The 24,522-nt window shown below is 65.5% G+C and carries 22 protein-coding genes; 3 read left to right on the top strand and 19 right to left on the bottom strand.

Annotated features, from left to right (window positions below; translation table 11 throughout):
* Positions 1–30: 30 nt before the first annotated feature.
* The 5 genes from pheS to thrS all read right to left on the bottom strand — a co-directional run bounded on the left by pheS (position 31) and on the right by thrS (position 4,707).
* Positions 31–1,026: a phenylalanine--tRNA ligase subunit alpha gene (gene pheS, locus FCE95_RS13340; protein WP_137267479.1), complete on the bottom strand. Its 996-nt coding sequence runs from the start codon at positions 1,024–1,026 to the stop codon at positions 31–33.
* A gap of 213 nt (positions 1,027–1,239) precedes the next feature.
* Complete coding sequence (gene rplT / locus FCE95_RS13335; RefSeq protein WP_137267478.1) at positions 1,240–1,599, bottom strand: 50S ribosomal protein L20; 360 nt, start codon at positions 1,597–1,599, stop codon at positions 1,240–1,242.
* Positions 1,600–1,612: 13 nt separating this feature from the next.
* Positions 1,613–1,810, bottom strand: a complete 198-nt coding sequence (gene rpmI, locus FCE95_RS13330; RefSeq protein ID WP_137267477.1) for a 50S ribosomal protein L35 — start codon at positions 1,808–1,810, stop codon at positions 1,613–1,615.
* A 419-nt stretch (positions 1,811–2,229) separates the two neighbouring features.
* A complete protein-coding gene (gene infC, locus FCE95_RS13325) occupies positions 2,230–2,772 on the bottom strand; it encodes a translation initiation factor IF-3 (RefSeq protein WP_137267476.1) in 543 nt (180 codons plus the stop codon).
* 30 nt (positions 2,773–2,802) lie between these two features.
* A complete protein-coding gene (gene thrS, locus FCE95_RS13320; protein ID WP_137267475.1) occupies positions 2,803–4,707 on the bottom strand; it encodes a threonine--tRNA ligase in 1,905 nt (634 codons plus the stop codon).
* A 415-nt stretch (positions 4,708–5,122) separates the two neighbouring features.
* Here thrS and FCE95_RS13315 point away from each other — a divergent pair, with 415 nt between their 5' ends.
* Complete coding sequence (locus FCE95_RS13315) at positions 5,123–6,151, top strand: LacI family DNA-binding transcriptional regulator (RefSeq protein WP_189644751.1); 1,029 nt, start codon at positions 5,123–5,125, stop codon at positions 6,149–6,151.
* A gap of 118 nt (positions 6,152–6,269) precedes the next feature.
* Here the strand turns inward: FCE95_RS13315 and FCE95_RS13310 are convergent, their stop codons facing one another.
* The 14 genes from FCE95_RS13310 to xpsF form a co-directional block, all read right to left on the bottom strand.
* A complete protein-coding gene (locus FCE95_RS13310) occupies positions 6,270–7,979 on the bottom strand; it encodes an alpha-amylase family glycosyl hydrolase (protein ID WP_137267474.1) in 1,710 nt (569 codons plus the stop codon).
* On the bottom strand, positions 7,976–9,463 hold the full coding sequence (locus FCE95_RS13305; RefSeq protein ID WP_137267473.1) for an MFS transporter: 1,488 nt from the start codon (positions 9,461–9,463) through the stop codon (positions 7,976–7,978). The genes FCE95_RS13310 and FCE95_RS13305 overlap by 4 nt, the downstream gene beginning before the upstream one ends.
* Positions 9,464–9,617: 154 nt before the next feature.
* On the bottom strand, positions 9,618–12,413 hold the full coding sequence (locus tag FCE95_RS13300) for a TonB-dependent receptor (protein WP_189644750.1): 2,796 nt from the start codon (positions 12,411–12,413) through the stop codon (positions 9,618–9,620).
* A 304-nt stretch (positions 12,414–12,717) separates the two neighbouring features.
* Positions 12,718–14,397, bottom strand: a complete 1,680-nt coding sequence (locus FCE95_RS13295; RefSeq protein ID WP_137267471.1) for an alpha-glucosidase family protein — start codon at positions 14,395–14,397, stop codon at positions 12,718–12,720.
* Positions 14,398–14,704: 307 nt separating this feature from the next.
* Complete coding sequence (gspD, locus tag FCE95_RS13290) at positions 14,705–16,954, bottom strand: type II secretion system secretin GspD (RefSeq protein ID WP_137267604.1); 2,250 nt, start codon at positions 16,952–16,954, stop codon at positions 14,705–14,707.
* 13 nt (positions 16,955–16,967) lie between these two features.
* Positions 16,968–17,759, bottom strand: coding sequence for a general secretion pathway protein GspN (locus FCE95_RS13285; protein WP_137267470.1), 792 nt, complete (start codon positions 17,757–17,759; stop codon positions 16,968–16,970).
* Positions 17,749–18,369, bottom strand: a complete 621-nt coding sequence (gene gspM, locus FCE95_RS13280) for a type II secretion system protein GspM (protein WP_137267469.1) — start codon at positions 18,367–18,369, stop codon at positions 17,749–17,751. Before gspM ends, FCE95_RS13285 begins: the two co-directional genes overlap by 11 nt.
* Complete coding sequence (locus FCE95_RS13275; RefSeq protein ID WP_137267468.1) at positions 18,350–19,498, bottom strand: PilN domain-containing protein; 1,149 nt, start codon at positions 19,496–19,498, stop codon at positions 18,350–18,352. Before FCE95_RS13275 ends, gspM begins: the two co-directional genes overlap by 20 nt.
* The gene (locus FCE95_RS13270) at positions 19,495–20,325 is read right to left on the bottom strand and encodes a type II secretion system minor pseudopilin (protein ID WP_223266904.1); all 831 of its coding nucleotides are present in this window, start codon (positions 20,323–20,325) and stop codon (positions 19,495–19,497) included. The genes FCE95_RS13275 and FCE95_RS13270 overlap by 4 nt, the downstream gene beginning before the upstream one ends.
* Before the next feature lie 23 nt (positions 20,326–20,348).
* Complete coding sequence (locus FCE95_RS13265) at positions 20,349–20,987, bottom strand: prepilin-type N-terminal cleavage/methylation domain-containing protein (protein ID WP_137267466.1); 639 nt, start codon at positions 20,985–20,987, stop codon at positions 20,349–20,351.
* Entirely contained in the window at positions 20,984–21,415 is a 432-nt protein-coding gene (xpsI, locus tag FCE95_RS13260) for a type II secretion system protein XpsI (protein ID WP_137267465.1), read from the bottom strand. The genes FCE95_RS13265 and xpsI overlap by 4 nt, the downstream gene beginning before the upstream one ends.
* Positions 21,412–21,903, bottom strand: coding sequence for a type II secretion system protein XpsH (gene xpsH / locus FCE95_RS13255; protein WP_137267464.1), 492 nt, complete (start codon positions 21,901–21,903; stop codon positions 21,412–21,414). Before xpsH ends, xpsI begins: the two co-directional genes overlap by 4 nt.
* Positions 21,904–21,922: 19 nt before the next feature.
* Positions 21,923–22,360, bottom strand: a complete 438-nt coding sequence (gene gspG / locus FCE95_RS13250; RefSeq protein WP_137267463.1) for a type II secretion system major pseudopilin GspG — start codon at positions 22,358–22,360, stop codon at positions 21,923–21,925.
* Positions 22,361–22,520: 160 nt separating this feature from the next.
* Positions 22,521–23,738, bottom strand: a complete 1,218-nt coding sequence (gene xpsF, locus FCE95_RS13245) for a type II secretion system protein XpsF (protein ID WP_137267462.1) — start codon at positions 23,736–23,738, stop codon at positions 22,521–22,523.
* A 91-nt stretch (positions 23,739–23,829) separates the two neighbouring features.
* On the opposite strand from xpsF, the gene FCE95_RS17320 reads away from it, so the two are divergent.
* Positions 23,830–24,015 carry a hypothetical protein gene (locus tag FCE95_RS17320; protein WP_223266890.1) on the top strand — a complete coding sequence of 62 codons (186 nt, stop codon included), beginning with the start codon at positions 23,830–23,832 and terminating at the stop codon, positions 24,013–24,015.
* A 192-nt stretch (positions 24,016–24,207) separates the two neighbouring features.
* Complete coding sequence (locus FCE95_RS13240) at positions 24,208–24,435, top strand: hypothetical protein (RefSeq protein ID WP_137267461.1); 228 nt, start codon at positions 24,208–24,210, stop codon at positions 24,433–24,435.
* Positions 24,436–24,522 lie beyond the last annotated feature (87 nt).

Below are 24,522 nucleotides of genomic sequence, written 5' to 3'. Positions count from 1 at the left end.
GCTCCCACAAAAGCCGCCCCACGATGTGGCTTACGCGAACTGCCTGAGAAACCGCACGTCGTTGTCGAAGAAACTGCGCAGGTCGTCCACGCCGTAGCGCAGCATCGCCAAGCGTTCGACGCCCATGCCGAACGCGAAACCCGTGTAACGCTCCGGATCGATGCCGACGTTGCGCAGCACGCTCGGATGGACCATGCCGCAACCCAAGACTTCCAGCCAACGCGTACTGCCGTCGGGCTGGTGCCAGGCGATGTCCACCTCCGCGCCGGGCTCGACGAAGGGGAAGTAGCTGGGCCGGAAGCGCATTTCGAAATCGCGCTCGAAGAACGCGCGCACGAATTCGGCCAAGGTGCCCTTCAGGTCGGCGAAGCTGGCCTGTTCGTCGATCAGCAGGCCTTCGCACTGGTGGAACATGGGCGTGTGGGTCTGGTCGCTGTCGCTGCGGTAGACCTTGCCGAGCGCGATCATGCGCAGCGGCGGCTTGTTCTCCAGCATGTAGCGCACCTGCATGCCCGAGGTGTGCGTGCGAAGCAGGCGGCCGTCGCCGAAGTAGAACGTGTCGTGCATGGCCCGCGCCGGATGGTGCGGCGGGAAATTCAGGGCCTCGAAGTTGTGCCAGTCGTCCTCGATCTCCGGACCGTCCACCTGCTCGTAGCCGAGGCGGGCGAAGATGCCGGCGATGCGTTCCGCCGTGCGGCTGATCGGATGCAGGCCGCCGCGTTCGGCTCCGCGGCCGGGCAGCGTCACGTCGATGGTTTCGCCGGCCAAGCGCGCGTCGAGCGCGGCGTCGTCCAGCGCGGTCTTGCGCGCGGCCAACGCTTCGCCGACCGCATCGCGGACGCGGTTGATCGCCTCGCCCGCGGCTTTACGCTCCTCGGCCGGCAGCGCGCCCAGCGACTTCAACTGCGCGGTGATGCTGCCGCTCTTGCCGAGCAGCGATACGCGCAGGTGCTCCAGCGCGTCGGGCGAATCGGCCGCGGCGATGTCCGCCAGGGCTTGTCCGTTGAGTTGTTCGATGTCGCTCATGGCTTATCGGACCTCGGAACTTTCGGAATCGTCATCTCGGCGAAAGCCGGGATCCAGGCGATGCCGGCGTAACAGCCAAGTCGCTGGATTCCGCTTTCGCGGAATGACCACACAAAACAAATGGGGAAGGGCTCGCGCCCTTCCCCATGCGTTAATCACGTCGGTCTGCTCCTCGAAGAGTCCACAGCGCGGGCTCTTGCGGAGCGACCCGCATTACGCCGCGAGCGCGCCCTTAGCCTTTTCTGCCAAAGCCGCAAAACCCTTCGCGTCGTGCACGGCGATGTCCGCCAGCACCTTGCGGTCCAGGGTGATGCCGGCCTTGAGCAGGCCGTTCATAAATCGGCTGTAGCTCATGCCGTTGATGCGTGCCGCCGCGTTGATGCGGGTGATCCACAGCGAACGGAAATTGCGCTTCTTCTGCTTGCGGCCGATGTAGGCGTACTGCAGGGCCTTGGTCACCGCTTGCTTGGCGACGCGGAAGACCTTGCGGCGGGCGTTGTAGTAGCCCTTGGCCTGCTTCAGGATTTTCTTGTGACGACGGCGGGCCGTCACACCACGTTTGACTCGTGCCATGTCCTAGCCCTCCTCAGAGATACGGAAGCATGCGGTCCAGACGGCCCGCGTCCTCGGCACGAACGTGGTTCGTCTGCCGCAGGTTGCGCTTCCGCTTGGTCGCTTTCTTGGTGAGGATGTGGCTACGGTTGGCGTGGCCGGATTTGTATTTGCCGCTGGCGGTCTTGCGGAAACGCTTCGCCGCCCCGCGGTGGGTCTTGATCTTGGGCATTGCTAAGGTCCTTTCGGGTTTTCTTTACTGGCCTGGGCGGCAGCGTTGGGTGGCTGCGCTTTCCGTCCTGCCCGTGCCGGCTTGTAAGCCATTGATTCCCATAAGGAATCTTTGGCGGGTTCCTGGTGAAGCCAAAACTCCCGGCGAACCGGGCCGCACATTATGCAGGGGACGGGTTTCCCTTGCAAATCAGAGGGTTTGCTTAGCTCCCCTCTCCCCAACAGCTCCACCGTTGGGGGAGAGGGTTAGGGTGAGGGGTGCTCTTGCTGCTAGCCGCCAAAAAAGAAAGCGCGCCTTCGGCGCGCCCACCCTTTGCCCTCTCCGGCCCTCGCGCGCAGCGCGAGTGCGTTCGTCGATGCGCGAGGCGATACCTCGCAAGCGGGGCGAGAGGGGAACGGTATGCGTCCGCCTGCGGCGGACTATTTCTTCTTGGGGGCGATCATCATCACCATCTGCCGCCCTTCCAAGCGCGGACGCGATTCGATCACGATTTCGTCGCCCAAGTCGGCTTCGATCCGCGCGGCCATCTCGCGACCCAATTCCTGGTGGCTCATCTCTCGGCCGCGGAATCGGATGTTGACCTTGACCTTGTCGCCCTCTTCCAGGAAGCGGCGCATGTTGCGCAGCTTGATCTGGTAGTCGCCTTCGTCGGTCACGGGGCGGAACTTGAGTTCCTTGATTTCGACCTGCTTCTGCTTCTTCTTGGCCGCATTGGCCTTCTTTTGCAGCTCGAACTTGTACTTGCCGAAATCCATGATCCGGCACACCGGCGGATCGGCGTTGGGCTGGATCTCGACTAGGTCGAGTCCCTGCTCTTCGGCCATGGCCAGGGCTTCGTCGCGCGACAGCACGCCGACCATTTCGCCGTCGACGTCGAGCACGCGCACGCGCGGCACGCGGATTTCGTGATTCTTGCGGTTTTGCTTTTCGGGGGTAGTGATGTTGCGGTCTCCAGGATCCATCGTGCCGGCCGCTTCGGCGGCCGGGCCTGCTTACGCTGCCGCGTGCTCGTTGCGGAGCCTTTCGGCGAATGCGGCGACCGACATCGTCCCCAGATCCTCCCCCCCGCGCGTACGCACCGCGACCATGCCATTGTCGCGCTCGCGGTCCCCGACCACCAGCAGGTATGGCACCCGTTGCAGCGTGTGCTCGCGAATCTTATAGCCGATTTTTTCGTTCCGCAAATCCGATTCGACCCGGAAGCCTTGATTTGCAAGGGTTTTCCGGACCTCCTCCACATATTCGGCCTGGGCGTCGGTGATGTTGGCCACCACCGCCTGGATCGGGGCCAGCCAGGCCGGGAAGCTGCCGGCGTGGTGCTCGATCAGGATGCCGATGAAGCGCTCCATCGAGCCGACGATGGCCCGGTGCAACATCACCGGGGTCCGCTTTTGGCTGTGTTCGTCGACGTATTCGGCCCCGAGCCGGCCCGGCATCATGAAATCGACCTGCATCGTGCCCAACTGCCAGGTGCGGCCGATGGCGTCGCGCAGGTGGTATTCGATCTTGGGCCCGTAGAAGGCGCCCTCGCCCGGCAGCTCCTGCCACTCGACCCCGGCCGCCCTCAGCGCGGCGCGCAGGGCGTCTTCGGCCTTGTCCCAGGTGGCGTCGTCGCCCAGCCGGGGTTCCGGACGCAGGGCGATCTTCAGTTGCACGTCGGTGAAGCCGAAGTCCGAGTAGACCTTCATCGCTTGGCGGTGGAACGCGGTCACCTCGGCCTCGATCTGGTCCTCGGTGCAGAAGATGTGGCCGTCGTCCTGGGTGAAGCCGCGCACGCGCAGGATGCCGTGCAACGCGCCGGAGGGCTCGTTGCGATGGCAGGCGCCGAACTCGCCGTAGCGGATCGGCAAGTCGCGATAGCTGTGCAAGCCTTGCTTGAACACCTGCACGTGGCCGGGGCAATTCATCGGCTTCACCGCATAAGTCCGCTTCTCGGACTCGGTGAAGAACATATTGTCCTTGTAGTTGTCCCAGTGGCCGGACTGCTTCCACAGCGACACGTCCAGGATCTGCGGGCAACGCACCTCGCCGTAGCCGGTGTCGCGGTACACCTTGCGCATGTACTGCTCGACCACCTGCCACACCGACCAGCCCTTCGGATGCCAGAAGATCAGGCCCGGCGCCTCTTCCTGCAGATGGAACAGGTCCTGCTGCTTGCCGATCTTGCGATGGTCCCGCTTCTCGGCCTCTTCGATGCGCTGGATGTAGGCGTCCAGCTGCTTCTTGTCCGCCCAAGCCGTGCCGTAGATGCGCTGCAACTGCTCGTTCTTGGCGTCGCCGCGCCAGTAGGCGCCGGAGATGCGGGTCAGCTTGAACACCTTCAGGAAACGCGTGTTCGGCACGTGCGGGCCGCGGCACATGTCGACGTATTCCTGGTGGTAGTACAAGCCCATCTGCTTTTCGTCGGGCATGTCCTCGACCAGGCGCAGCTTGTAGTCCTCGCCGCGCGACTTGAACACTTCGATGACTTCGGCGCGCGGCGTCACTTTCTTGACCACGTCGTAGTCCTGCGCGATCAGCTCGCGCATGCGCTGCTCGATCGCTTCCATGTCTTCCGGCGTGAACGGACGCTCGTACCAGATGTCGTAGTAGAAGCCTTCGTCGATGACCGGTCCGATCACCATTTTGGCGGTCGGATACAACTGCTTCACCGCATGGCCGACCAAGTGGGCGGTGCTGTGGCGGATGATCTCCACGCCCTCGTCGTCCTTGGGCGTGATGATCTGCAGCTTGGCGTCGTGGTCGATGCGGTCGCTGGCGTCGACCAGCTTGCCGTCGACCTTGCCGGCCACGGTCGCCTTGGCCAGGCCGGGGCCGATGGACTGGGCCACGTCCATGACGCTGACGGGGTTTTCGAATTCGCGGCGGCTGCCGTCGGGAAGAGTGATCGTAATCATCGGGTTCGGGATTCGGTTTCTTGTGGGAGCGGCTTCAGCCGCGAGCTTTCGCCGCTTTCGGGAAGAGCTCGCGGCTGAAGCCGCTCCCACAAAGACAAGCAAAGCTAGGCAACAAAAAAGCGCCGCGAGGGCGCCTGCTTAGGAGGGCCTCGGGCGGGGATCAGCGGTGGGCGGTGGTAGTGCTCATGTCGCACGCTCGGCCGGCGTTTCCGCGGGCCACCTCGTTCCGGGTTGCTGGGGACGATTCTAGCCCGAAACCGTCCGCCCGGAACCGTAGAGTCGAGCCTGCTCGACTGCTCTTCGGCCCGATGGCCGAGAACTTGCCGGAAAAGCAGTCGAGCAGGCTCGACTCTACGAAAGCCGGGGCCACGGGGGGCCATGGCATGATGTGGCCACGCACCGATTGTCCCGATTCATGACCATCAAGGGCAAAGCCACTTCCCTGGACATCGCCCACCTGGCCGGCGTCTCGCAGCCGACGGTATCCCGCGCCCTGCGCGGCAGCCCGATGGTCAACGAGGAAACCCGGCGCCGGATCCTGGCGATCGCCGAACAGCTCAACTACAAGGTCGACAAGAACGCCTCCAGCCTGAGGCGACAGCATTCGGGCACCCTCGCCTTGCTCCTGTTCGAGGATCCGACTTCGGACGAGTCGCACATCAACCCGTTCTTCCTGCCGATGCTGGGTTCGATCACCCGCGCTTGCGCCCGCCACGGCCAGGATCTGCTGATCTCGTTCCAGCAGTTGTCCGACGACTGGCACGCCGATTACGCCGACAGCAACAAGGCGGACGGCCTGATCCTGCTCGGCTACGGCGACTATTTGGCCTACCAGGGCAAACTGGAAAAACTGGTCGAACAAGGCACGCAGTTCGTGCGCTGGGGCGCGGTGCTTCCGGGCCAGCCGGGCCTGTCGATCGGCTGCGACAATCTCGGCGGCGGACGCCAGGCGGGCGAACACCTCGCCTCGCTCGGCCGCAAGCGCGTGGCTTTTCTCGGCGACGCTTCCAGTCACTATCCGGAATTCCACGACCGTTATCTCGGTTGCGACCAGGCCCTGCGCGAGGCGGGCGCGGCGATGGATCCGGCGCTGCAGATCGATGCGGAAAGTTCGGAAGATTCCGGCTATGCCGCGGCGCGCCTGTTGCTGGACCGCGACGCGGCGTTCGATGCGGTATTCGCGGCCAGCGACCTGATCGCGATCGGCGCGCTGCGCGCACTGGCCGAACGCGGCCTGCGCATTCCGGAAGACGTGGCCGTAATCGGCTTCGACGACATCCCTGCGGCGCGGATCGCTACGCCGGCTTTGACTACGGTGTTTCAGGACACCAACCGCGCTGGAGAATTGCTGGTGGAGGCTTTGGTCGGCTTGGTGAACGGCGAGCCGACGGAGAGCATGCGATTGCCGACCTCGTTGGTGGTGCGCAAGTCGAGTTCCGGTTGACGCCGCAGCGTGCATTCGCCGCTCCTGCTGTCGCCCCCTTTGAAAAAGGGGCCAAATCGCCGAAGGCGATGGGGGATTTGCTGTTGATCTTGCTTTGAAGATCAAAAGCAAATCCCCCTCAATCCCCCTTTTTCAAAGGGGGAAGAACGGCAGGGGCGTCGGCCCGGCGCGACTTCCCCATCGCCTCGACCAACACCGCCCTCAATGCCGGCAGGACGATGGGGGCATCGAGCAGGAGCACGTCGACGCCGTGCGCGGGCACGTCCGCCGTCAGCGCCCCGCCTTCGGCGACCTCGATCGTCCGGCCGTCGAACGCTCCGCGCCAAACGCCGGGCTGCAGCTTGTCGCGCACTTCGAACCTGGCCGGCGCATTGCCCTTGTTCAACAACACGAGCGCGACCTGGTGCACGCCGCCGCGCTGGTAAACCCGATAGAACGCGGCGCGATCGCCCCGCAGTTCCAAATCGATCTGCAAACCACGCTGCAACGCCGGCGTCGCCGCGCGCAGCTTGGCGATGCGCGCCAACTTTTCCCGGATCGGATGGCCCATGGCAGCCGCGATGCCTTCGGTCCCGAAGTAGTTGCGGTTGCCCGCATGCTCGGCACGGCCGCGCATGAAGCCGATCTCCGAGCCGTAATAGACCACCGGGATGCCGCGCGCAGTGAACAGCCAGTGGTTCGCGTCGATGAAGCCCTCGTCGGTCGCGTCCAGCCGAGGCATGTCGTGGTTGTCGTAGAAGGTCATCAGTTCGTAGGGATTGGCGTACAGCCCATCCTGCAGGTGCAGCGCCGCAGCGAGCCGTTCGAAGCCGACACGCTTCTTGCCGAAGACGTCTTCCATACCTTGCTTCAACGGGAAATCGAGCACGCTGATCGATCCGTTCTCCGGCCAGGTATGCGGCGAGATCTTGGCGGCGTCGTACTCGAAGTTCTCGCCGAACATGAAGAAGCCCGGATGGCGCGCGCGGATGCGGTCGGCGAACTTCTTCCAGAACGCGTGCGGCATCCAGCCCAACGTGTCGATGCGGAACGCGGCCGCGCCCTGTCCCGCCCATTGCTCGTAGGCGCCGGCCAGGTAGTCGAGCACCTCTGGATTGTTCTCGTTGAAATCCGATAGTTCGGCCACCCCGGGCTTGGTGTTGTAGAACCGGTGCAACGGATTGCGGACGGGATCCAATTTCTCGGGCGGCAGGTTCTGTTGGTCGGCCAGCAGGCGGCCGTCGCGGTCGTAGACCTTGCCGAACTTGGGCTGGTCGCGCGGCATCGTGTAGGCCGGCGAGCCGTGGTTGGCGACGATGTCGAGCACCACTTTCAGATTACGGGCTTTCATCGCGGCCGTGAAATCCGCGAAATCCAAGCCCGGACTCGGCAAATGCTCGTCGAGCCGGTAGAAGTTCACGCCCCAGTAGCCGTGATAGCCGGTCTTTCCCCGGTCGGTCCAGAAGCTGCCCCAGCTGGCCGGTTTGCCGCCGGTGAAGCTTTCGTCGGGGTTGTCGACGATGGGTGTGACCCACACCGCGGTGAATCCCATGCCGCGGATGTAGTCCGCGTGCTCGACGATGCCTTTGAAGTCGCCGCCCAGGTAGCCGATGTTGTCGCTCTCGCCGTTCGGTCCGGGAATGCGACGGTCGAAGGTGGGATGCGCGCCGCCCTGCTTCCGCTGGTCGTTGCCCGGATCGCCGTTGACGAAACGGTCGGTCAGCACGAAATACACCGCTTCGCCGGCGAACGGTTCGCCGGTGCCGTAGAACTCTTCCGTCCGCACCGCGCCGCGCTGCGCGCATCCGGTCAGCGAGATCGCGACGAACAACGTCAGCCAGCGTTTCATCGCGCCGGCACCGGCGACGGTGAGGGTTCGGCGACCCGCAGCACGCACAAGCCCGCGACGATCAGGCTGACGCCGCCGATCGCCAACGCCTGGATCGGCTGGCCGCCGAAGAAGGTCTTCAGCAGCAATCCGAGCAGGCTGGCCGCGACCAGTTGCGGAATCACGATGAAGAAATTGAAGATGCCCATGTACACGCCCATCTTCTGCGCCGGCAGGCTGTCGGACAGCAACGCGTACGGCAGCGACAGGATCGAGGCCCAGGCGAAGCCGACGCCGGCCATCGACAGCAGCAGCCAGTGCGGATCGCGTATCCACAGGAACGACAACAGCCCGATGCCGCCCAGGCTGGCGTTGATCAGGTGGCTGATGCGCAGGCCCACGCGTCGTACCATCCACGGAATCGCGATCGCCGCCAATGCGGCGAAGCCGTTGTAGGCCGCGAACAGCACGCCGACCCAGTTGGCGCCTTCGTTGTAGGCCGCCGACGCCGTATCGGCGCTGCCGTAATGGACCGAGGTGACCGCCGAGGTGGTGTAGATCCACATCGCGAACAGCGCGAACCAGGAAAAGAACTGGACCACGGCCAGGCGGCGCATCGTGTCCGGCATCGCACGCAGATCGCGCACGAGCGTGGCGAGCATGCCCTGCGGGCGCGAACAGGCGGCCGCCAGCAACGCCAGCCCGTAGGCGGCGATGCCGCCCGCGAGCACGTACAACTGCTTGTCCCAGCCGAAGTAGCGCACGGATAAAGCGCCGAGGATGCCTGCAGCCAGCCAGGCGATGCCGTCGAAACGCGCAAGCGGAGCCGCGTCGCTGCACTGTGCCGGCCTCGACGCGGCATCGTCGAACGCGGCCAACGCTTCGGGCGGATGCTCGCGCGTGCGCAACACGGTCCAACCGATCGCCAGGAACAGCACCGCGCCGCCCAAATAGAAAGCGAAGCGCACGGTATCCGGCACTTCGCCGGCGCCCGCGGTGTTGCCGACGCCCGCCTGGGCCAGCAACCACGGCAGCAAGCTGGCGACGACCGAACCGACGCCGATGAAAAAACTCTGCATCGCATAGCCGCTGGGCCGTTGCGCGGGCGCGAGTTGATCGCCGACGAAGGCGCGGAACGGTTCCATCGATACGTTGATCGATGCGTCCAGGATCCACAGCAATCCGGCCGCGATCCAAAGCGTCGGAGAATTCGGCATCGCGAACAAAGCCAGCGTCGCGAAGATCGCGCCGAACAGGAAATACGGCCGGCGCCGCCCCAGCCGCGTCCAGGTGCGGTCGGACAGGTAACCTATCACCGGCTGCACCAGCAGCCCGGTCAGCGGCGCGGCGATCCACAGCATCGGGATGTCGTCGACCTCGGCGCCCAAGGTCTGGAAAATGCGACTGACGTTCGCGTTCTGCAAAGCGAAACCGAACTGGATTCCGAGGAATCCGAAGCACATGTTCCAGATCTGCCAGAACGACAGCTGCGGTTTGGTCGTCATGCGCGGAATCGTGCCTGCGGTCCGGTGAGGATGGCAACGCTGCTCCCTTCACCGCCATCCCGGCGAAAGCCGGGACCCAGGGATTCCGTCGGATCTGCGAACGGCGCCGAATCCCCTGGATCCCGGCTTTCGCCGGGATGACGGCCTGGGAAGGTCAAAACTTCGCGCTGAACCGCACGCCGAACATGCGCGGGGTGTTGAGGTAGCGGATGTTCACCGATTCGTTGATGAAGCCCTTGCCCGAATACGCCTCGTCGGTCAGGTTGGACACGAACCCGTCGATGCGGAACCGCTCTTCCTCGCCGAAGTTCAAGCCGGCCGACACATTGAGCGTGGTGAAACCGCCGACCGTGTCGCGCATCGCCGAGCCGTTCGCCGGCGGACCGATCTGGGCCGGGTTCGAGCCGTTATTGAAGCCCATCTCCGACAGCGGAACCTCGACCACGCCCACTCGGTTGCCGCCGCCGTCGTACACGCCCTTGAAGCCGCGGCTGTTGTAGGCGGTGAGGAAATAGTCGGAGCGGTAGGCCAGGTTCACCGTCCAATCGAACGAGCTCACCGAACCCCAGTTCACGTCAACGGTCTGCGACAGGTTGAGGTTGACGTTGTACTTGGAGGTATTCGGCAAACGGTTGCCATCCAGCGGCACGATCAAGCCGGCGTCGGCGCCGCGGGCGCGCGTGTCGAGCACGTCCGAATCCTTGAATTCGGTGTCCAGGTAGGTGAAGTTGTAGCCTAGGTTCAAGCCGTGCGCGAAGCCGACCTGGCCTTCCAACTCCAGGCCGAGCACGCTGGCGTTGGCCGCGTTGTCGTTCAGCACGTTGCGCGTCACCGCGTTCGGGTTGTCCGGCGTCGGCGTCGGCACGTCGATCATGTTCTGCAAGACTTTGTCCTGATAGTCGTAATAGAACAAGGCCGCGTTGAGGCGTACCGGCACATCGCCGAATTTCCAATCGCTCTTCAAGCCCACTTCGTACGAAGTGAGCTTTTCCGGCTTGAACGTCACCGACAGGTTGGTGCCGTCGGCCAGCCGCATCGGCCGGTTCAGGCCGCCCGAGCGGGTGCCGGTCGAGACGGTGGCGTACAGCATCTTGTCGTCGTCCAGGTCGTATTCGGCGCCGGCGCGCCAATCGACGAAGCTGTCCTCGTAGACGTTGACGCTGGTGGCGGTCGGGCCGTAGTCCGAACGCATGATCACGTCGATCTGGTCGCGGTAGGTGTCGAGGAACGCGCCCCAGTTGTCCTTGTAACCCAAGCTGCTGAAGCCGTTGAGGAAATAGTCGATGCCGTTGTTGCAGCCCGCGGTCGCGGCCGGCGTCCAGTCGTTGTTGGTGCACACGGTGGGCGTGGGCATGCGGTTGCCGGGCGCCTGCAATCGGAAACCCGGCGACAGGATGACCAGGCCGGTGGTCCAAGGATTGGTCGTCGTGTTCGGCGGCTGTCCGAAGAAGTCTTCGAACAAGCCGTCGGGAATCACGAACTGGTATTTGACGTGGTGCTCGCGCGCCGTCTTCTTGTCCTTGGTGTAGCGCGCGCCGCCGATCAGGCGGAAGCCGTCGTTGACCGAGAAGCTGAAGTCCGCGTAGACGGCGTTGGATTCGACTTCCGAGCCGTTGCCGCGGTTCTCGCCGCCCAGGCCATCCTGCCAGCCGCAGGTGGTGCCGGGCGCGAACCACTCGCAATCGCCGAAATAGCCGTTGCCCACGTCCCAAGAGACGTAGTCGTACTTCTCGTTGTAGTTGAACACGCCCGCCGACCAGACCAGACGGCCGGTGTCGCCGAAGAAGCGCAGTTCGTTGGTGCGCGTCTTCGACTTGTCGGCCTGCATGAAGGTGTCGTACCAGTTCAGGCGTTCGGGATTGTGGTAAGCCTCGCGCTCGGAACCGGGATAGACCGGGCCCAGCTGCCATTCGCGCGAGGCGTTGCGGTTGTAGAAATCGTATTTTCGGTAGGAGGTGTTGAACTCGACCGACACCGCATCGTTGAAATGGTAGGTGAAGGTGCCGGCGATGCCTTCGATGTCGTTGGTGGTCTTGCCTTGGGTGCGGAAATACTGGCGGAACGGATCGTCCAGGTCGTCGATGTCGTAGCCGGCGGCCTGGGCGCGCTCGGTGAACATGCCCGGATCGCCGGTGCCTTCTTCCTTCACCTTGTCCAGCATCACGTAAGCGGAGAACTTATCGTTCGGTTCCCACAAGAAGGAAACGCGGCCGGCCGAGTTGTCGAGCGCGCCGGGGCCTTCCAAGTCGAACGGATAGCCGTTCTTGATGTAGGAGTCGCGCGATTCGTTGAACAGCGCCACGCGCGCGGCCACAGTCTCGCCGAGCGGGATGTTGACCACGCCTTCGTACTGGCGGAAATCGTAATTGCCCGCGCCGACCTTCAAGTTGCCGTTGAACGCGCCGAGTTCGGGCTGGTTGGGGATGACGTTGATCGAGCCCGCCGCCGCGTTGCGGCCGCGCACCGTGCCCTGCGGGCCTTTGTTGACTTCCACGCGCTGCACGTCGAAGAACATCGGGCCGATCGAACGCGGCCGCGGCAGGTAGATGCCGTTGTAATAGGTGGCCACGGCCGGATCGGACGAGAAATCCGAGTCCGATGCGCCGATGCCGCGCAGGTACATCTCGTATTTGCCTTCCTGCTTGGTGATCTGCAGCGCGGGCACCACGGCCGAGAGATTGCGGATGTCGGTGTTGACGCCCAGCTTGTCCAGTTCCTCGCCGGTGAACGACTGGATGGTGCCGGCGTAGTCCTGGATCGACTGCACGCGGCGGTTGCCGGTCACTTGCACGGTCTGCAGCGTGGTCGCGTCGGCGGCCGCTTGCGGCGCGGGCGCCGCGGGAGCCGGCGCGGCCTGTTCTTGCGCCGTCGCGCCGAAGGCGACGCTCGCGCATGCGGCCGCCAGCGAGATCGCCAGCAAGTTGCGCCGCTGGATAACGGACTTGGACATCAGACGCACCCCCTCCGGGTCGTTGATTTTTCGGATCGGTTGGCGGCGGCGCGCGCTCGTCGGCGCGCTTTTTTCGCCTGCCGCCATGGTGGTTCGGCGCGGCGGCGGAAACAATTGCATGCATACGTATTCATTGCGGCCGATGCGTCGACCGCATTCGCGCTGCAATGCAGCATGCTCGTCGAACAAGCACCGACAAACCTGCCCTCTGCCCTTTGCGGGAGAGGGACAGGCACGAAGCGCCAGGGAGAGGGTTCGGCTTTTGGCGGAGAACAACAACCACGATAAGAGCAAAAAGCACTCGCTACGCTCGCGCCCCCTCTCCTGCCCTTCGGGCATCCTCCCCCACGAGGAGGGAGGAAACAGCTATGCGATCCGCGCGCGCATACAACGCGCCGAAAGCGGGCAAAGTCACATAGCCTTCGCTGTGCATGCCTGCGGGCAGCGCATGCCCATCTAGAGATTCAGCGACCACGAAAGGCAACTCAACCCGCACTTCGGCGGCGGACAGATTGAATGCCGCCAAAATTTCTTCGCCCGCATACTCGCGCACGAACGCGAGCACAGGCTCCGGCGTATCGAGCATCCGGATCGAGCCCAGCACCAATGCCGGCTGCGTCTTGCGCCAATGCAGGAAAGCCCTGAACGCGTTCAGCACCGAATCCGGATCGCGGTCCTGCTCCGCAACGGAAGATAGGCGGTGGCGTTCCGGCACCGGCAACCAAGGCTCTGCACCGCTGAATCCGCCATTCGCATCCGCGGTCCACGGCATCGGCGTGCGGCAGCCGTCGCGGCCTTTGAAATTCGGCCAGAACGCGATGCCGTAAGGATCGCGCAAAGCCTCGTATGGCACGTCGGCTTCGCCCAAGCCCAGTTCCTCGCCCTGATACAAGCACACCGATCCGCGCAGCGAACACAGCATCGCGTTCAAGAGCTTGGCCAATGCCGGCGCGGCGTCCGTACCGCCCCAGCGCGTGATCGCGCGGCGCACGTCGTGGTTGGACAGCGCCCAGCAAGGCCAACCCTCGTCCAGCACCGCTTCCAGCCGGTTCACGGTGTCGCGGACGTAGGCGGCGCTGCAGTCGTCGGTCAGCAGTTCGAAGCTGTAGCCCATATGCAGACGGCGTCCGCGGGTGTACTCGGCGGTGGTCGCCAACGAATCCTCGGACGAGATTTCGCCGAGCGCAGCCGTCCCGGGGTAGCGATCGAGCAGCGCGCGCAGCTCTTCCAGGAAAGCCAGATTCTCCGGCTGCGTGTTGTTGTAGTAGTGGTATTGGAACGCGTACGGGTTGTCCGGGCTGAAGCCGCGGCCCACCCGCTTCTCCGGCGGCTTGGGCGGATTGTCGCGCAGCCGCTTGTCGTGGAAGCAGAAGTTGATCGCGTCCAAGCGCAAACCGTCGACGCCGCGCTTGAGCCAGAACTCCACCTCGCCGAGCACCGCGGCCCGCACTTGCGGATTGTGGAAATTGAGGTCCGGTTGCGAAGACAGGAAATTGTGCAGGTAGTACTGGCCGCGCCGAGGTTCCCATTTCCATGCGACGCCGCCGAACAGCGACAGCCAATTGTTGGGCGGCGCGCCGTCCTCGCGCGCATCGGCCCAGACGTACCAGTCGGCCCGGGAGTCGTCGCGGCTTTGCCGGCTTTGCTTGAACCATTCGTGTTCGACCGAGGTGTGGCTGAGCACCTGGTCGATCATCACCTTCAAGCCCAGCGCATGGGCCTTGGCCAGCAGGCGGTCGAAGTCGGCGAGCGTGCCGAACAGCGGATCGACCGCACGATAATCGGCGATGTCGTAGCCGAAATCGGCCATCGGCGACTTGAAGAACGGCGATACCCAGATCGCATCCACGCCCAACCGCGCGACGTAGTCGAGCTTGTCGACGATGCCCGGCAGATCGCCGACCCCGTCGCCGTCGGTGTCCAGGAAACTGCGCGGATAGATCTGGTAGACGACGGCGCCGCGCCACCATTGCGTATCGGTCATCCTGCTGCCTCGGCGTGCGCCTGAGGGCGCTGCGGGCACAGCTTATCGCCGGGAAACGCGGCGCGGACGCCGCTGCATACGTATTCGACGCTCGAAAGCCCGCCTCGACTTCGTAGAGCGAGACTTGCTCCGCTGCTTTTTTGTAGGAGCGGCTTCAGCCGCGAGCTTTTCCAGGCGTCTCTGCGATCTCCGGCAAAGAGCTCGCGCCTGAAGCCGCTCCCACAAAAACCATAGACAGCGGAGCAAACTCTGCTTTGGAAAGCAAAAGCGGCCAATTAAGTCCGCTTTTTGCTGCAGGTCGAGCGGATTACTTCAGCTTGCTCTGCTTCGCCGGCGGCTTGATCGGCTCCATCGCCCGGAACCTGCGGCCGTACTCGTCGGTCAGGTCGCGCGCTTCCTGCGGGTTCTGCACCAGGGTCGGCGTGAGCAGGATGATGGTTTCGTTGCGCGTGTCCGATGTGCTCTGCCGGCCGAACAAACCGCCGATGACCGGAATGCGGCTCAAGCCCGGAAATCCGGAGGAACCGCGGGTGCGGCCGTCCTGGATGAGGCCCGCCATGATCACGGTCTCGCCGCTCTGCACCATCGCATTGGTCTTCAGCCGGCGGGTGTCGATGCGCACGTTGCCGTTGGCGTCGGCGTCGCCGGACGGCGCGCTGACTTCCTGCACGACGTCCATGAAGATGGTGCCGTCCTTGGTGGCGCGCGGGCGCACCTTGAGGATGGTGCCGGTGTCGATGTACTGCACCTGGCTGATCGTGCTCGAACTGCCCAGGTTGGGGTTCACCGACACCGAATTGATCGGAATGCGGCTGCCGACGTTGAACGTGGCTTCGTAGTTGTTGCGCACGAACACCGACGGCGTCTGCAGCATGCGCACGTCGGTGACCTTGTCCAGCGCGCTGATCACCGCCGCCGCGTTCGGGCCGAGGAAAGTCCACAGCATGCCGCCGTCGTTGGTGCCTGCGGGCTTGATGCTGCCGGCGAGCTGGCTCCAGGTGGTGCGGCCGACCGCGTCCGGCAGACCGTTGTCGGTGACGGCGCGCTCGAAGAACCAGTTGACGCCGTAGGCGAGTTCGCCGCTGAGCTGCACCTCGACCACTTGCGCTTCGATGTGCACCTGCATCGGCATCACGTCGAGCTTTTCCACGACCTCGCGGATCGATTTCCAGGCCGCGGGCGAAGCGCGGACCAGCAGCGAATTGGTTTCCGGCACCGCCGACACGCCGACCTTGTCGCCGTTGACGTCGATGGTGACGGTGGTGTTGCGCGTGCTCTGTTGCGGATCCAGGCTCATCTGGCCCACGCCGCCGCTGCCGCCCGTGCCGCCGCCGGCGCTGCTGAAGCTGTCCTTGCTGCCGCCGTTGACGTCGCTGGTCGAACTCATGTTGTCGGCTAGGCCGCGGATGGTCTCCGGATTCGGATACATCAGCGAAGCGCCGCCGTCGCCGCCGTTGTTATTGTTGTTGCCGCGGCCGCTGCCGAAGACTTCGGCCAGGCGCGTGGCCAGCTCGTCGGCCTTGATGTATTTCAACTCGTGGGTGAACAGCCGCGGCGTATCGCCGGTGCCGTCGATGCGGTCGATCCAGGCCTGGATGTCGTCCAGGTAATCCGGCTGCGAAGTGATCGCCAGCACGGCGTTGGATCCTTCCAGCGGCATGAAGCGGAACATGCCGGCCACCGGCGACTTGCTCTGCTCGCCGAACACCTTCTCAAGATCGGCCACGACCTTGGTGGCGTTGCTCGACTGCAGCGGGAACACGCCCACCGACATGCCGGCCAACCAATCGACGTCGAAGATCTCGATGGTGCGCAGATAATTGGCCAGTTCGCTGCGCGTGCCGGCCAGGGTGATCAGGTTGCGCGAAGGCTCGACGTTGACGATCGAATTCGGCCGCGCGTACGGCTTGAGCAGCTTCTCCATCTCGGTGGCCGAGATGTAGCGCAGCGGCACCACTTGCACCTGATAGCCGCCGCGCGCCATGCCGGGCGCGCCCGCGCGCGGCGCGACGGCGCCGGCCAGCGCCTGATCGGCCGGCAGGATGTTGTAGCGGCCGTCGCTGTAGATCATGCGGGCGTTGTTCCAGCCCAGCACCATCTCCAGCAGCGACAAGGCCTGCGCCGAATCCACCGGCTTGGGCGTGGCGAAGGTGACCGTGCCCTGCACGCCCGGCGCGATCACGTAGTTCTGGCCGAGCATGTCGCCGAGGATCGCCTTGATCACCGCGTTGAGCGATTCGCCTTCGAAATTGAAGGTGGTGTTGCCGCCGCGCGCGGGTCCGGATGCGGTTGCGGGCGCGGGCGCCGTCGCCGCGCCGCGGTTGATCATCTGGCCGCTGCCGCGGCGCACGATCGGGCGCGGGCCGGCGTCGGAAGAAGAAGCGTCGATCGGTTCGCTCTTCACCGAACCGTCGGCGCTGGTCGCCTGGACCTGGGCCGAGGCGCCGTCGACCGCGCCTTCGCGGCGGATGTCGGGCCGCGGCACGGTGGCGCAGGCGGCGAGCGCGCCGCACAGCACGGCGGACAGGAAAATCTTCGGTGGCAGAGAAATACCGATCATGTCGTTCCTGTCAGTTCTTAGGCTTGGTCGCCTGCTGCGCTTCCTGGCGCAGCTTGGCCCGTCGCGCTTCGATCCGCTGCCGGATCGCCTGCAGCTGCGCTTCGTTCGGCGAAGGCGCGGCCGAGTTGTCCGCGGCTGGCGGCGACGGCGCGGGCGGCGGGCTTTGGACGGCCGGAGGAGGCGCGGGGTTCATCGTCGGATGGGGGGCCGGCGGGGGGACCGGCATCGTAGCCTGTGTTCCCCCGGTCGCGGGTTGGGCATTGGCTTGCGAACTGGGCAGCGCGGTCGGCGGTTGCCCGCCGCGGCCGTCGAAAACCCGCAGTTCCAGCGACCGAGTCTCGCTGGCCGAGGCGACGATCGCGCTGCGCGGCGTCACCTCGGTCAGGCGCCAGCCGGGGAGCTTGTCCGAGGCTTCGCCCAGTTTCAGGCGGATCCCTTCCCCGCCTTCCGGTGGCTGCAGGATGGCCATTTTCAGGTCGGGCCCGATCAGCACGCTGCTGAGCACGTAGTTGAAATCGTTCTTGGCCGCCTGGTCGCCACCGGGCTGCAGCGAGAAGGGTTTCGGGCGGCGATCGCTGAAGAACAGCGGCCGGGCGGTCGCCTCGCCGTATTCGCCCAGGGTGTGCACGGCCAGGCGCGAGGCCGGCGCTGCGTTCGGCAATTCCGGAACCATGCTGGCGTCGGCCGGCAGCGGCTGGATCCGTCCGCCCATGCCGAACAGGGAGAAGGCCCAGACCAAAACGGCCCAGCCGGCGACCGCGGCCAGCAGCCAGGTCCGCGCGCCGATGGCGTCAGCGCGCATTCGCCACCCCGCCGGCGGCGTTCGGCCGCAGATAACCGTACAGATCGAAGCTGACGTCCAGGCCGCCCTGGGTCGAGCGCGACGGATCGGGCGCGAAATAATTGGCCTGGGTCAGGATGTTCAGGTTGTCGACGAACATGCGCGGATTCGCGTTCTCCAACCGATGCAGCACGGCGGCGAGTTCGGGCATGCCGCAACGCAGGCGCACCAGCACCACGACTTTGCGGAAACGGTCCTGGCTGGCGGCGGTCGCGGGCGAACGATTGCTGATCTGGCAGCTGGCATTGCCCGGGCTGACTTCCAGCACCACGCGTTCGAGTTGTTGCGAGAGGCCGGCGGTGGCCAATTCCGCCGTCGCCTCCGGAAGGAATCCCGGTTGTCCCGCGCCGCTGGCCTGCAATTGCGCCAGGCGTTCGCGGATCTGCGGTTGCTGCTGCAGTTGCATGCGGATCCGCAATTCGCGTTCCTGCAGATCGTGGATGCGGCCCTGGGTTTCCAGCATCGGCACAGTCCACCACGGATGCACCAGCACCAGATAGGCCAGCGCCAACGCCGCCAGCAGCAGGCCCAACGCCAGCCAGCGGTCGCGTTCAGCGCGGTCGTTGCGCATCGGCGTCCCCCGGTTTTTTCGCTTGCTCCGAAGCGGCGATGGCCAGTTCGGCGGTCATCGTGAAACGGTCGCGGCCGGAGCGCGGATCGGGCTGCAACGCGCCCGCGAGCGCGGGCGAGCGCCACAACTTGGAGCCTTCCAGCTTCTGCACCAGCCCGGAGGCGTCGGAGCTGAAGCCGATCAGCTGCAGTTGCCCGTTCTCCATCGACAGTTTTTCGAGATAGGTGTTGTCGGGTATGCGGCGGCTCAATTCGTCGATCACCGCGATCATCGTCGGGCGCCCGCCGCGGGTGCGCTCGAGGAAGGCGCTGCCTTCCACCATGTCCAGCAATTGCTGGCGTTGCTGGCCGACGCGGCGCGCCTCGGCGGCGCGCGCGGACACTTGTTTTTCGAACTCGGCGGCGGCGGCGCGGCGGTTGTCGAGGATCTGCCACAGGCCCGCGGCCAAGGCGAGCAGCGCCACCGCCGCCAGGATCCAGTTCCAGCGCCGCGCAGGATCGGCGCCGCGCTGCCGGCGTGGCATCGGCAACAAGTTCACGCCGAGCGGCACGCCGGACTCGCCTGCTACATCGACGCCGGCCAGGCTCGCCGCCGGTGCGCCGAGCGCAGCCAAGGCCGCATCCATCACCGGCTTGGGCACCGCCACCAACTCGGCCACGATCTGGCCGTCGCCGCGACGTTCTGCGACCCGCGCGTCGAAGTACACCGCGTCGGCCGCGAACGGCGTTTGCCGGTCGATCTCGAAAGCCAGCACGTCGCGCAAACGCTCTGCGGCGGCGGCCGGCAGCGTCACGCGCCGGCGCAGGCTCGCGGCGGCGGGCAGCAGATACCAGCGCGGCAAGTCGGCGATGGCGGGCGCCAGCAAGCGCGGCAAGGGGTCGTCGCCTTCCGCGCTAGCGGGCAGCGGCACGCTGCCGATGTCGCGGATTCCGTCGAGCGTCTGCAACCGCAACTGGAGTTGTTCGGCGCCGCCGCTCAGCAGCAAGCGGTCGCGCGCCAGCCCGAAGACCGCGCGCCAAGATCCCGGCAGCCACGACGCCAGCGACGCGCCCCACCAGGCGAAAAAGCCGCCCGCGCCAGGACGCAGCCTTGCGCCGAAACCGCCCAAGCTGTCGCGTAGCGCGTTCATCGCGGTATGCCGCCCTCCTCCCATCGCAGTGCCGTGTAGGCCGATCCCGGTATCCGGTTGGCGCCGGTGCGCACGACCGCCCGCAGCACCGACTCGCGGCCATTGGGCAGCCGCGCGCGGCTATCAATACTATACGTGCCGCTGCCGAAACCTACGAACGGTTGGGTGACGCCGGTATCCACCGGCGCGTTGCGCTGCTGCAGCACCGTCTCCGCATTCAGGCCCATCGCCTGCAATACCACGCCTTCGGCGAAGGTCGCATCGGGCGTTTGCAGGGTGCCGTACACGGTCAGGTACGGCTCGGCCTTCGCGTACAGCTCGGGGGTCATGCCCAGCACTTGTTGCAATTCGGCGACGGTCTCGAACGGCGCGTCCTTGGCGCCGTACGGCAATTCGGCTTCGGCGTACTGCGCGTCTTCGGCGCCGCCTTGGGCCTGGCTGAGCGAGTCGCCGTCGCGCCAATCGATGATCGCCGAAGCCAATCGCGCGGCCTGGTCCTGCTCCACGCCCAACGCGCGCCACAAGCCGGCGAGCAGCGGCGCGTCGGCGATGTTCAAGTTGATCTTGCCGGATTCGTCGACGATCTTGATCCGCACCACCGCGCGATCGAAACGCCAAACGTAATCGCGGCCGTCGGGACGCCATTGCCGGCGCGGGTCGTTTTCGTTGACCCGGACCAGCGAATACTCCAAACCCGCGCGCGCCGCTTGCGCGGCGATCGCGCCTTCGCTGGCGTTGCGGCCTTGCAGGCTTTCGATCCGCGCGGTCAGCGCGAACGCGCCGATCAAGGCGGTGAGCAGCACGATCAGCCACATCACCAGCAGCATCGCAGCGCCGCGCACACGCCGGTTCACTGGAAGATCTCCCCGGCGGCGACCGCGAAGTCGTTGCCGGCCTGCGGCAGGGCGACCACCAGCGGCGGCCATTTGCCGGCCGACTCGCTCTCGATTTCGATCGACACTTGCAGCGGCAGCCGGTCCGCGGTCGACCATTCGTCCTGCCATTCGGTGAGCGTGTTGTCGTAGTTCAAGCCGCGGTAGCGCAGCCGCACCGAGCGCACGTCGCGCACCAGCGGCTCCGGCGCGCGCGGCGCTTTCTCTTCGACGATTTGCCCGCCCTGCACCATGCCGAACGCGATGGTCAGGCCGGCGTCGCCGACGGCGATGTCGTGCAGATACGGTCCGCCGCGGCCGAGATAGTCGGGAATGTCGGCGACGAAGCGCATCCGCTGCGGTTCGCCGACGAAACGCAGCGCGGTGCCCGTGGAATTGTCGGTGCCGAACTTCATCGGCAAGGCCGAGGTCACGCGGCGGCGCAGGAAATCCTCGACCGAGCGCACGCGCTCGCTGCGTTGGGCCAGATCTTCGCCGCGCTGCACCGTCGCCGTGGCGGCGCGCAACGTGGCGAAAGCCAAGGCCAGCCCGGCCGCCAACAGCACCATGGCCAGCAGCACTTCGACCAAGGTGAAACCGCGGTTACGGCCGTTCATGGCGGCGACGACGTCATGCCCGGGATGACCAGGCGCAACGAACGCAACTGCAGGCGCTGGTCGGGAGCGTCGCCCCATCGCACCGACAATGTGACTTGCAACAACTGCGGCGCCGCCAATTCGACCGGAGCTGCAGCGCCGGCCGGCTGCGACGGATCGGCGTACGGCGCGACGTCCATCGTCCAGTCGTAGCGGCCGTTTTCGAAATCGCCCTGGGTGTGTCCCGCCTGCAGGCTTTCGCCGACGCCGGTTTGATCCAACAGCGATTGCGCGTGCAATGCCGCGCGGCCGGCGTCCGCCGCACGCCGCACCTGCCGCGATGCGCCGGTCAGCGTGCCGAGCAGCAAAGTCAGCGCCAAGGCCAGCACGGCGAAAGCGACGATCACCTCGATCAGCGTGTAGCCGCCCTGCTTCGCCGCGCGGCTCATTCCAACCGCTCCGCGCGCTTCAGCGTCACTTCGCCGGTCAACCAGGCGACGTCCACGTTCCAGGCCGCCTTGCCCGACTGCAATTGCACGCGGCCGCCGGTGGAAGCGCCGTCCGGGAAGAACAGGATCGCGCCCTCGCCCGCGCGCGCCTGCAACCCGCGCGTGCCGGTGAAGACGATGCCGAGCTTGCCCGGGATTTCGCCGCGGCGGTCCTCCGTTGCGCGCCAAGTGTGCGCGCGCGGATCGATCACGAACTTCTGCGGCTGCCCCTTCGTCAAAGCCTGGGCCCGCGCGTAACGCAGATTGGCGGCGATTTCCTTGGCGCTGGAGCGCAACTGGATGCCGGCGAAGCCGCCGGTCAGCGTGCCGGCCGCGAGCAGGCTCGCGGCGGCGATGATGGCCACCACCAGCAGCATCTCCAGCAAAGTCACGCCGCGCGCGGCGCGCGCTCCGCCGGAAACGATCGACGCGGCGCGCTGCGCGGCCATCGCGGTTCTGCGCTCGGGCTTATTGTTCGTATTTGACGTCGGTGTTGTAGCTGTCGCCGCCCGTCTGGCCGTCCTTGCCCAGGATCACCAGGTCGAAGGCGCCGTTCTCGCCCGGCACGCGGTATTCGACCGGATGGCCCCATGGATCCTTCAGTTCCGCGGCTTTCGCGTACGGACCGAGCCAGCCGTTGGCGTTGCCGGGCTGGGCGACCAGATCGTCGAGCTTGCCCGGCAGCGAGCCGGTATCCATCTGGTATTGCTCGATCTTGCCGGCCAGCGTGCTCACCTGCGATTTGGCCAGGTTGGCTTTGGCGCGGTCCGCGCCGCCGAGCACGCGCGAGCCGACGAAAGTCAGCACCGCGCCGATCAGCACGATCACGATGATGATCTCGAGCAGGCTCATGCCGCGCTGCGCGCGTGCGGAGGGGGATCGGGCAATGTGGCGGGGTATGCGCATGGGGCAATCCGTGTAAGTTGTGGAATAAGGAACCAGGGATGAGGAAGTAGTAACTAGTGAAGAGCGGCGGATGGGTCGAACTGGCTCGAAGCCTAGCTTCGCTTGTAGAGCGAGGAAACTGCCACTAGTTTCTTTTCCCTCATTTTTCTAGTCCCTCGCTTCAACCGATCGCATTGGTCAGATCGTACAGCGGCGTCAGCACCGCCAGGATCACGATGCCCACGGCACCGGCCAGCACCAAGGTGATCACCGGCACCAGCGCCGCCAGCATCCGGTCCAAAGCCTGCCCAGTTTCGCGCTCGAAGGTGTCCGCCGTTTTGAGCAGCATCGTATCGAGCGCGCCGGACTCTTCGCCGACCTGGATCATCTGCAGCGCCAGCCGCGGAAACCGCTTGCCCTTGGCCAAGGCGGTGGACAGGCCGACGCCGTTCTTGACGTCGTCCGCCGCCCTTTCGACATCGTCGGCCAGCTTGGTGTTCCCCAATACGTTGCGGCCGATGCCCAGGGCCGTCATCAGCGGCACGCCGTTCTTGAGCAGGGTGCCCAGGGTCCGGGCCAGGCGCGCGGTCTCCAACCGGGCCACCAAGGTTCCGGCGAACTTCTGCCGCAGCAGCCATTCGTCGAAACGGGCGCGGAAGGCCGGATCGCGGCGCTTGCGGTCGAACCACCACCCCGCCAGCGCCGGCACGGCGACCAGCACGATCCACCAATCGCGCACGAACAGCCCGATGCCCAGCACGATCCGCGAAAACAGCGGCAGTTGCGCGTCCAGGCTTTCGTACATCGCCGCGAACTGAGGCACGACGTAGCCCAGCAGGAACAGCAGGCTCAAGCCGACCATGACCACCAGGATGGCCGGATAGATCAAGGCGTTGATCACCCGACCGCGCAAAGCGCGGCTGCGCTCCAGGTAGTCGGCCAGGCGCTGCAGGGTCTCGTGCAGGCTGCCGCCCGCTTCGCCGGCGCGGACCATATTGATATAGAGCTTGCCGAAGGTGCCGTGCTGGCGTTCCAGCGCGGTCGACAGGGACGAACCGCCGCGCACCGCATCGCGGATGTCGGCGATGGTCCGTTTGGCCGTCTCGTCCTCGGGCAGCTCCAGCAGGATCGTCAGGGACCGGTCCAGCGGCTGGCCGGCGCCCAGCAGAGTCGCCAATTGCTGGGTGAACTGGACCAGGCGCTCGCCGGCGAAGGGCTTGGGCTTGAACAGTGTCCGCCAGGCCGCTTCCCCGCCGCCGGCCGAAGCCGGCTTGGTCTCCACCGGCAGATGGCCCTGTTCCTGCAGGCGCAAAGCCACTTCGGCGTCGCTGGCCGCTTCCATTTGGCCGTCGAGCATCTCGCCGCGGGCGTTCAGGGCTTTGTAGCGATACAGCGGCATGGTCGGCGGGCGAGTCGCGGGCCAGCAGGATACCGCGGGCGGCCTAATCCCGCGCCCGCTTGCGAAAAATGCGCGCGCCATAACGTGCGGAATGCGCAGCCCGCCCCAATCCGGAGCGGCGATCGGCACATTCGAGTCGATTGCTGCGGCGCCGTATGCCGTTCGCGACGATGACGGATCGATTGCTGACGCATCGATTAACGACATCTTCACGCGCACGGCGCGATGGCGCGCAAGGCAATGCGCGAGCCGCATCAAGTCCAGTTACATCAAATAGTTTTGCGGCTCACTTCGAATGCGCGAAACGAATCTTCACGCGACGCTTCCGTATCGAATTTGCAACGACGCTGTTTGCGCAACGCAACAATGCGGCTCGCACTGCGTACGCTCAGGTATCGCATGAAAAAAGCATAGCCAAGCGCTTCATTCGCAGGTATGTTTCGGTCAGCAGATGCTTCGGGGGAAGGGGATGCAGGGCAGCACCATTCGCGTCTTTGCAGGCGAAGGCGTCTCCGAGCGCCATCGCGTTTCGCATTCGATGCGCACCGCCCGCGACCTTCCCTCTTTTCCCTTCGCGACCGTTCGCGAACTGACCCACCCGCCTTTCTCCGCTTTCCGCCGCAAGCCGCCCGGCCTACGGCGCGAAACCGTTTACGCGTCGCCGCTTTTCCGTTTCGCCCTCCGCATCACCTCGTAGTTCGCTCGTTCGTCGAAAGTTTCCCGGCCTGTCCCCGCGGCGCCGGGAGCCGACTTTCCCTTGAAGTTTCCACTGAAGGATTCCCCC

This window comes from Luteimonas gilva, assembly GCF_005239095.1.
GTDB classification, from domain to species: Bacteria; Pseudomonadota; Gammaproteobacteria; order Xanthomonadales; family Xanthomonadaceae; genus Luteimonas_C; species Luteimonas_C gilva.
The sequence above is the reverse complement of the archived record's forward strand: the minus strand, read 5'-3'. Positions and strand labels throughout refer to the sequence as shown.

Coding starts and splice junctions, on each gene's coding strand:
- FCE95_RS13285 (WP_137267470.1), bottom strand. CDS start 17,759: ATGCGCGCTGACGCCATCGGCGCGCGGACCTGGCTGCTGGCCGCGGTC.
- thrS (WP_137267475.1), bottom strand. CDS start 4,707: ATGATTACGATCACTCTTCCCGACGGCAGCCGCCGCGAATTCGAAAAC.
- gspG (WP_137267463.1), bottom strand. CDS start 22,360: ATGCGCATACCCCGCCACATTGCCCGATCCCCCTCCGCACGCGCGCAG.
- xpsH (WP_137267464.1), bottom strand. CDS start 21,903: ATGGCCGCGCAGCGCGCCGCGTCGATCGTTTCCGGCGGAGCGCGCGCC.
- FCE95_RS13275 (WP_137267468.1), bottom strand. CDS start 19,498: ATGAACGCGCTACGCGACAGCTTGGGCGGTTTCGGCGCAAGGCTGCGT.
- pheS (WP_137267479.1), bottom strand. CDS start 1,026: ATGAGCGACATCGAACAACTCAACGGACAAGCCCTGGCGGACATCGCC.
- FCE95_RS13310 (WP_137267474.1), bottom strand. CDS start 7,979: ATGAAACGCTGGCTGACGTTGTTCGTCGCGATCTCGCTGACCGGATGC.
- infC (WP_137267476.1), bottom strand. CDS start 2,772: ATGGATCCTGGAGACCGCAACATCACTACCCCCGAAAAGCAAAACCGC.
- rpmI (WP_137267477.1), bottom strand. CDS start 1,810: ATGCCCAAGATCAAGACCCACCGCGGGGCGGCGAAGCGTTTCCGCAAG.
- xpsF (WP_137267462.1), bottom strand. CDS start 23,738: ATGCCGCTGTATCGCTACAAAGCCCTGAACGCCCGCGGCGAGATGCTC.
- FCE95_RS13295 (WP_137267471.1), bottom strand. CDS start 14,397: ATGACCGATACGCAATGGTGGCGCGGCGCCGTCGTCTACCAGATCTAT.
- rplT (WP_137267478.1), bottom strand. CDS start 1,599: ATGGCACGAGTCAAACGTGGTGTGACGGCCCGCCGTCGTCACAAGAAA.
- xpsI (WP_137267465.1), bottom strand. CDS start 21,415: ATGAGCCGCGCGGCGAAGCAGGGCGGCTACACGCTGATCGAGGTGATC.
- FCE95_RS13265 (WP_137267466.1), bottom strand. CDS start 20,987: ATGAACGGCCGTAACCGCGGTTTCACCTTGGTCGAAGTGCTGCTGGCC.
- FCE95_RS13305 (WP_137267473.1), bottom strand. CDS start 9,463: ATGACGACCAAACCGCAGCTGTCGTTCTGGCAGATCTGGAACATGTGC.
- FCE95_RS17320 (WP_223266890.1), top strand. CDS start 23,830: ATGCGCAGCCCGCCCCAATCCGGAGCGGCGATCGGCACATTCGAGTCG.
- FCE95_RS13300 (WP_189644750.1), bottom strand. CDS start 12,413: ATGTCCAAGTCCGTTATCCAGCGGCGCAACTTGCTGGCGATCTCGCTG.
- FCE95_RS13270 (WP_223266904.1), bottom strand. CDS start 20,325: ATGCTGCTGGTGATGTGGCTGATCGTGCTGCTCACCGCCTTGATCGGC.
- FCE95_RS13315 (WP_189644751.1), top strand. CDS start 5,123: ATGACCATCAAGGGCAAAGCCACTTCCCTGGACATCGCCCACCTGGCC.
- FCE95_RS13240 (WP_137267461.1), top strand. CDS start 24,208: ATGCAGGGCAGCACCATTCGCGTCTTTGCAGGCGAAGGCGTCTCCGAG.
- gspM (WP_137267469.1), bottom strand. CDS start 18,369: ATGCGCAACGACCGCGCTGAACGCGACCGCTGGCTGGCGTTGGGCCTG.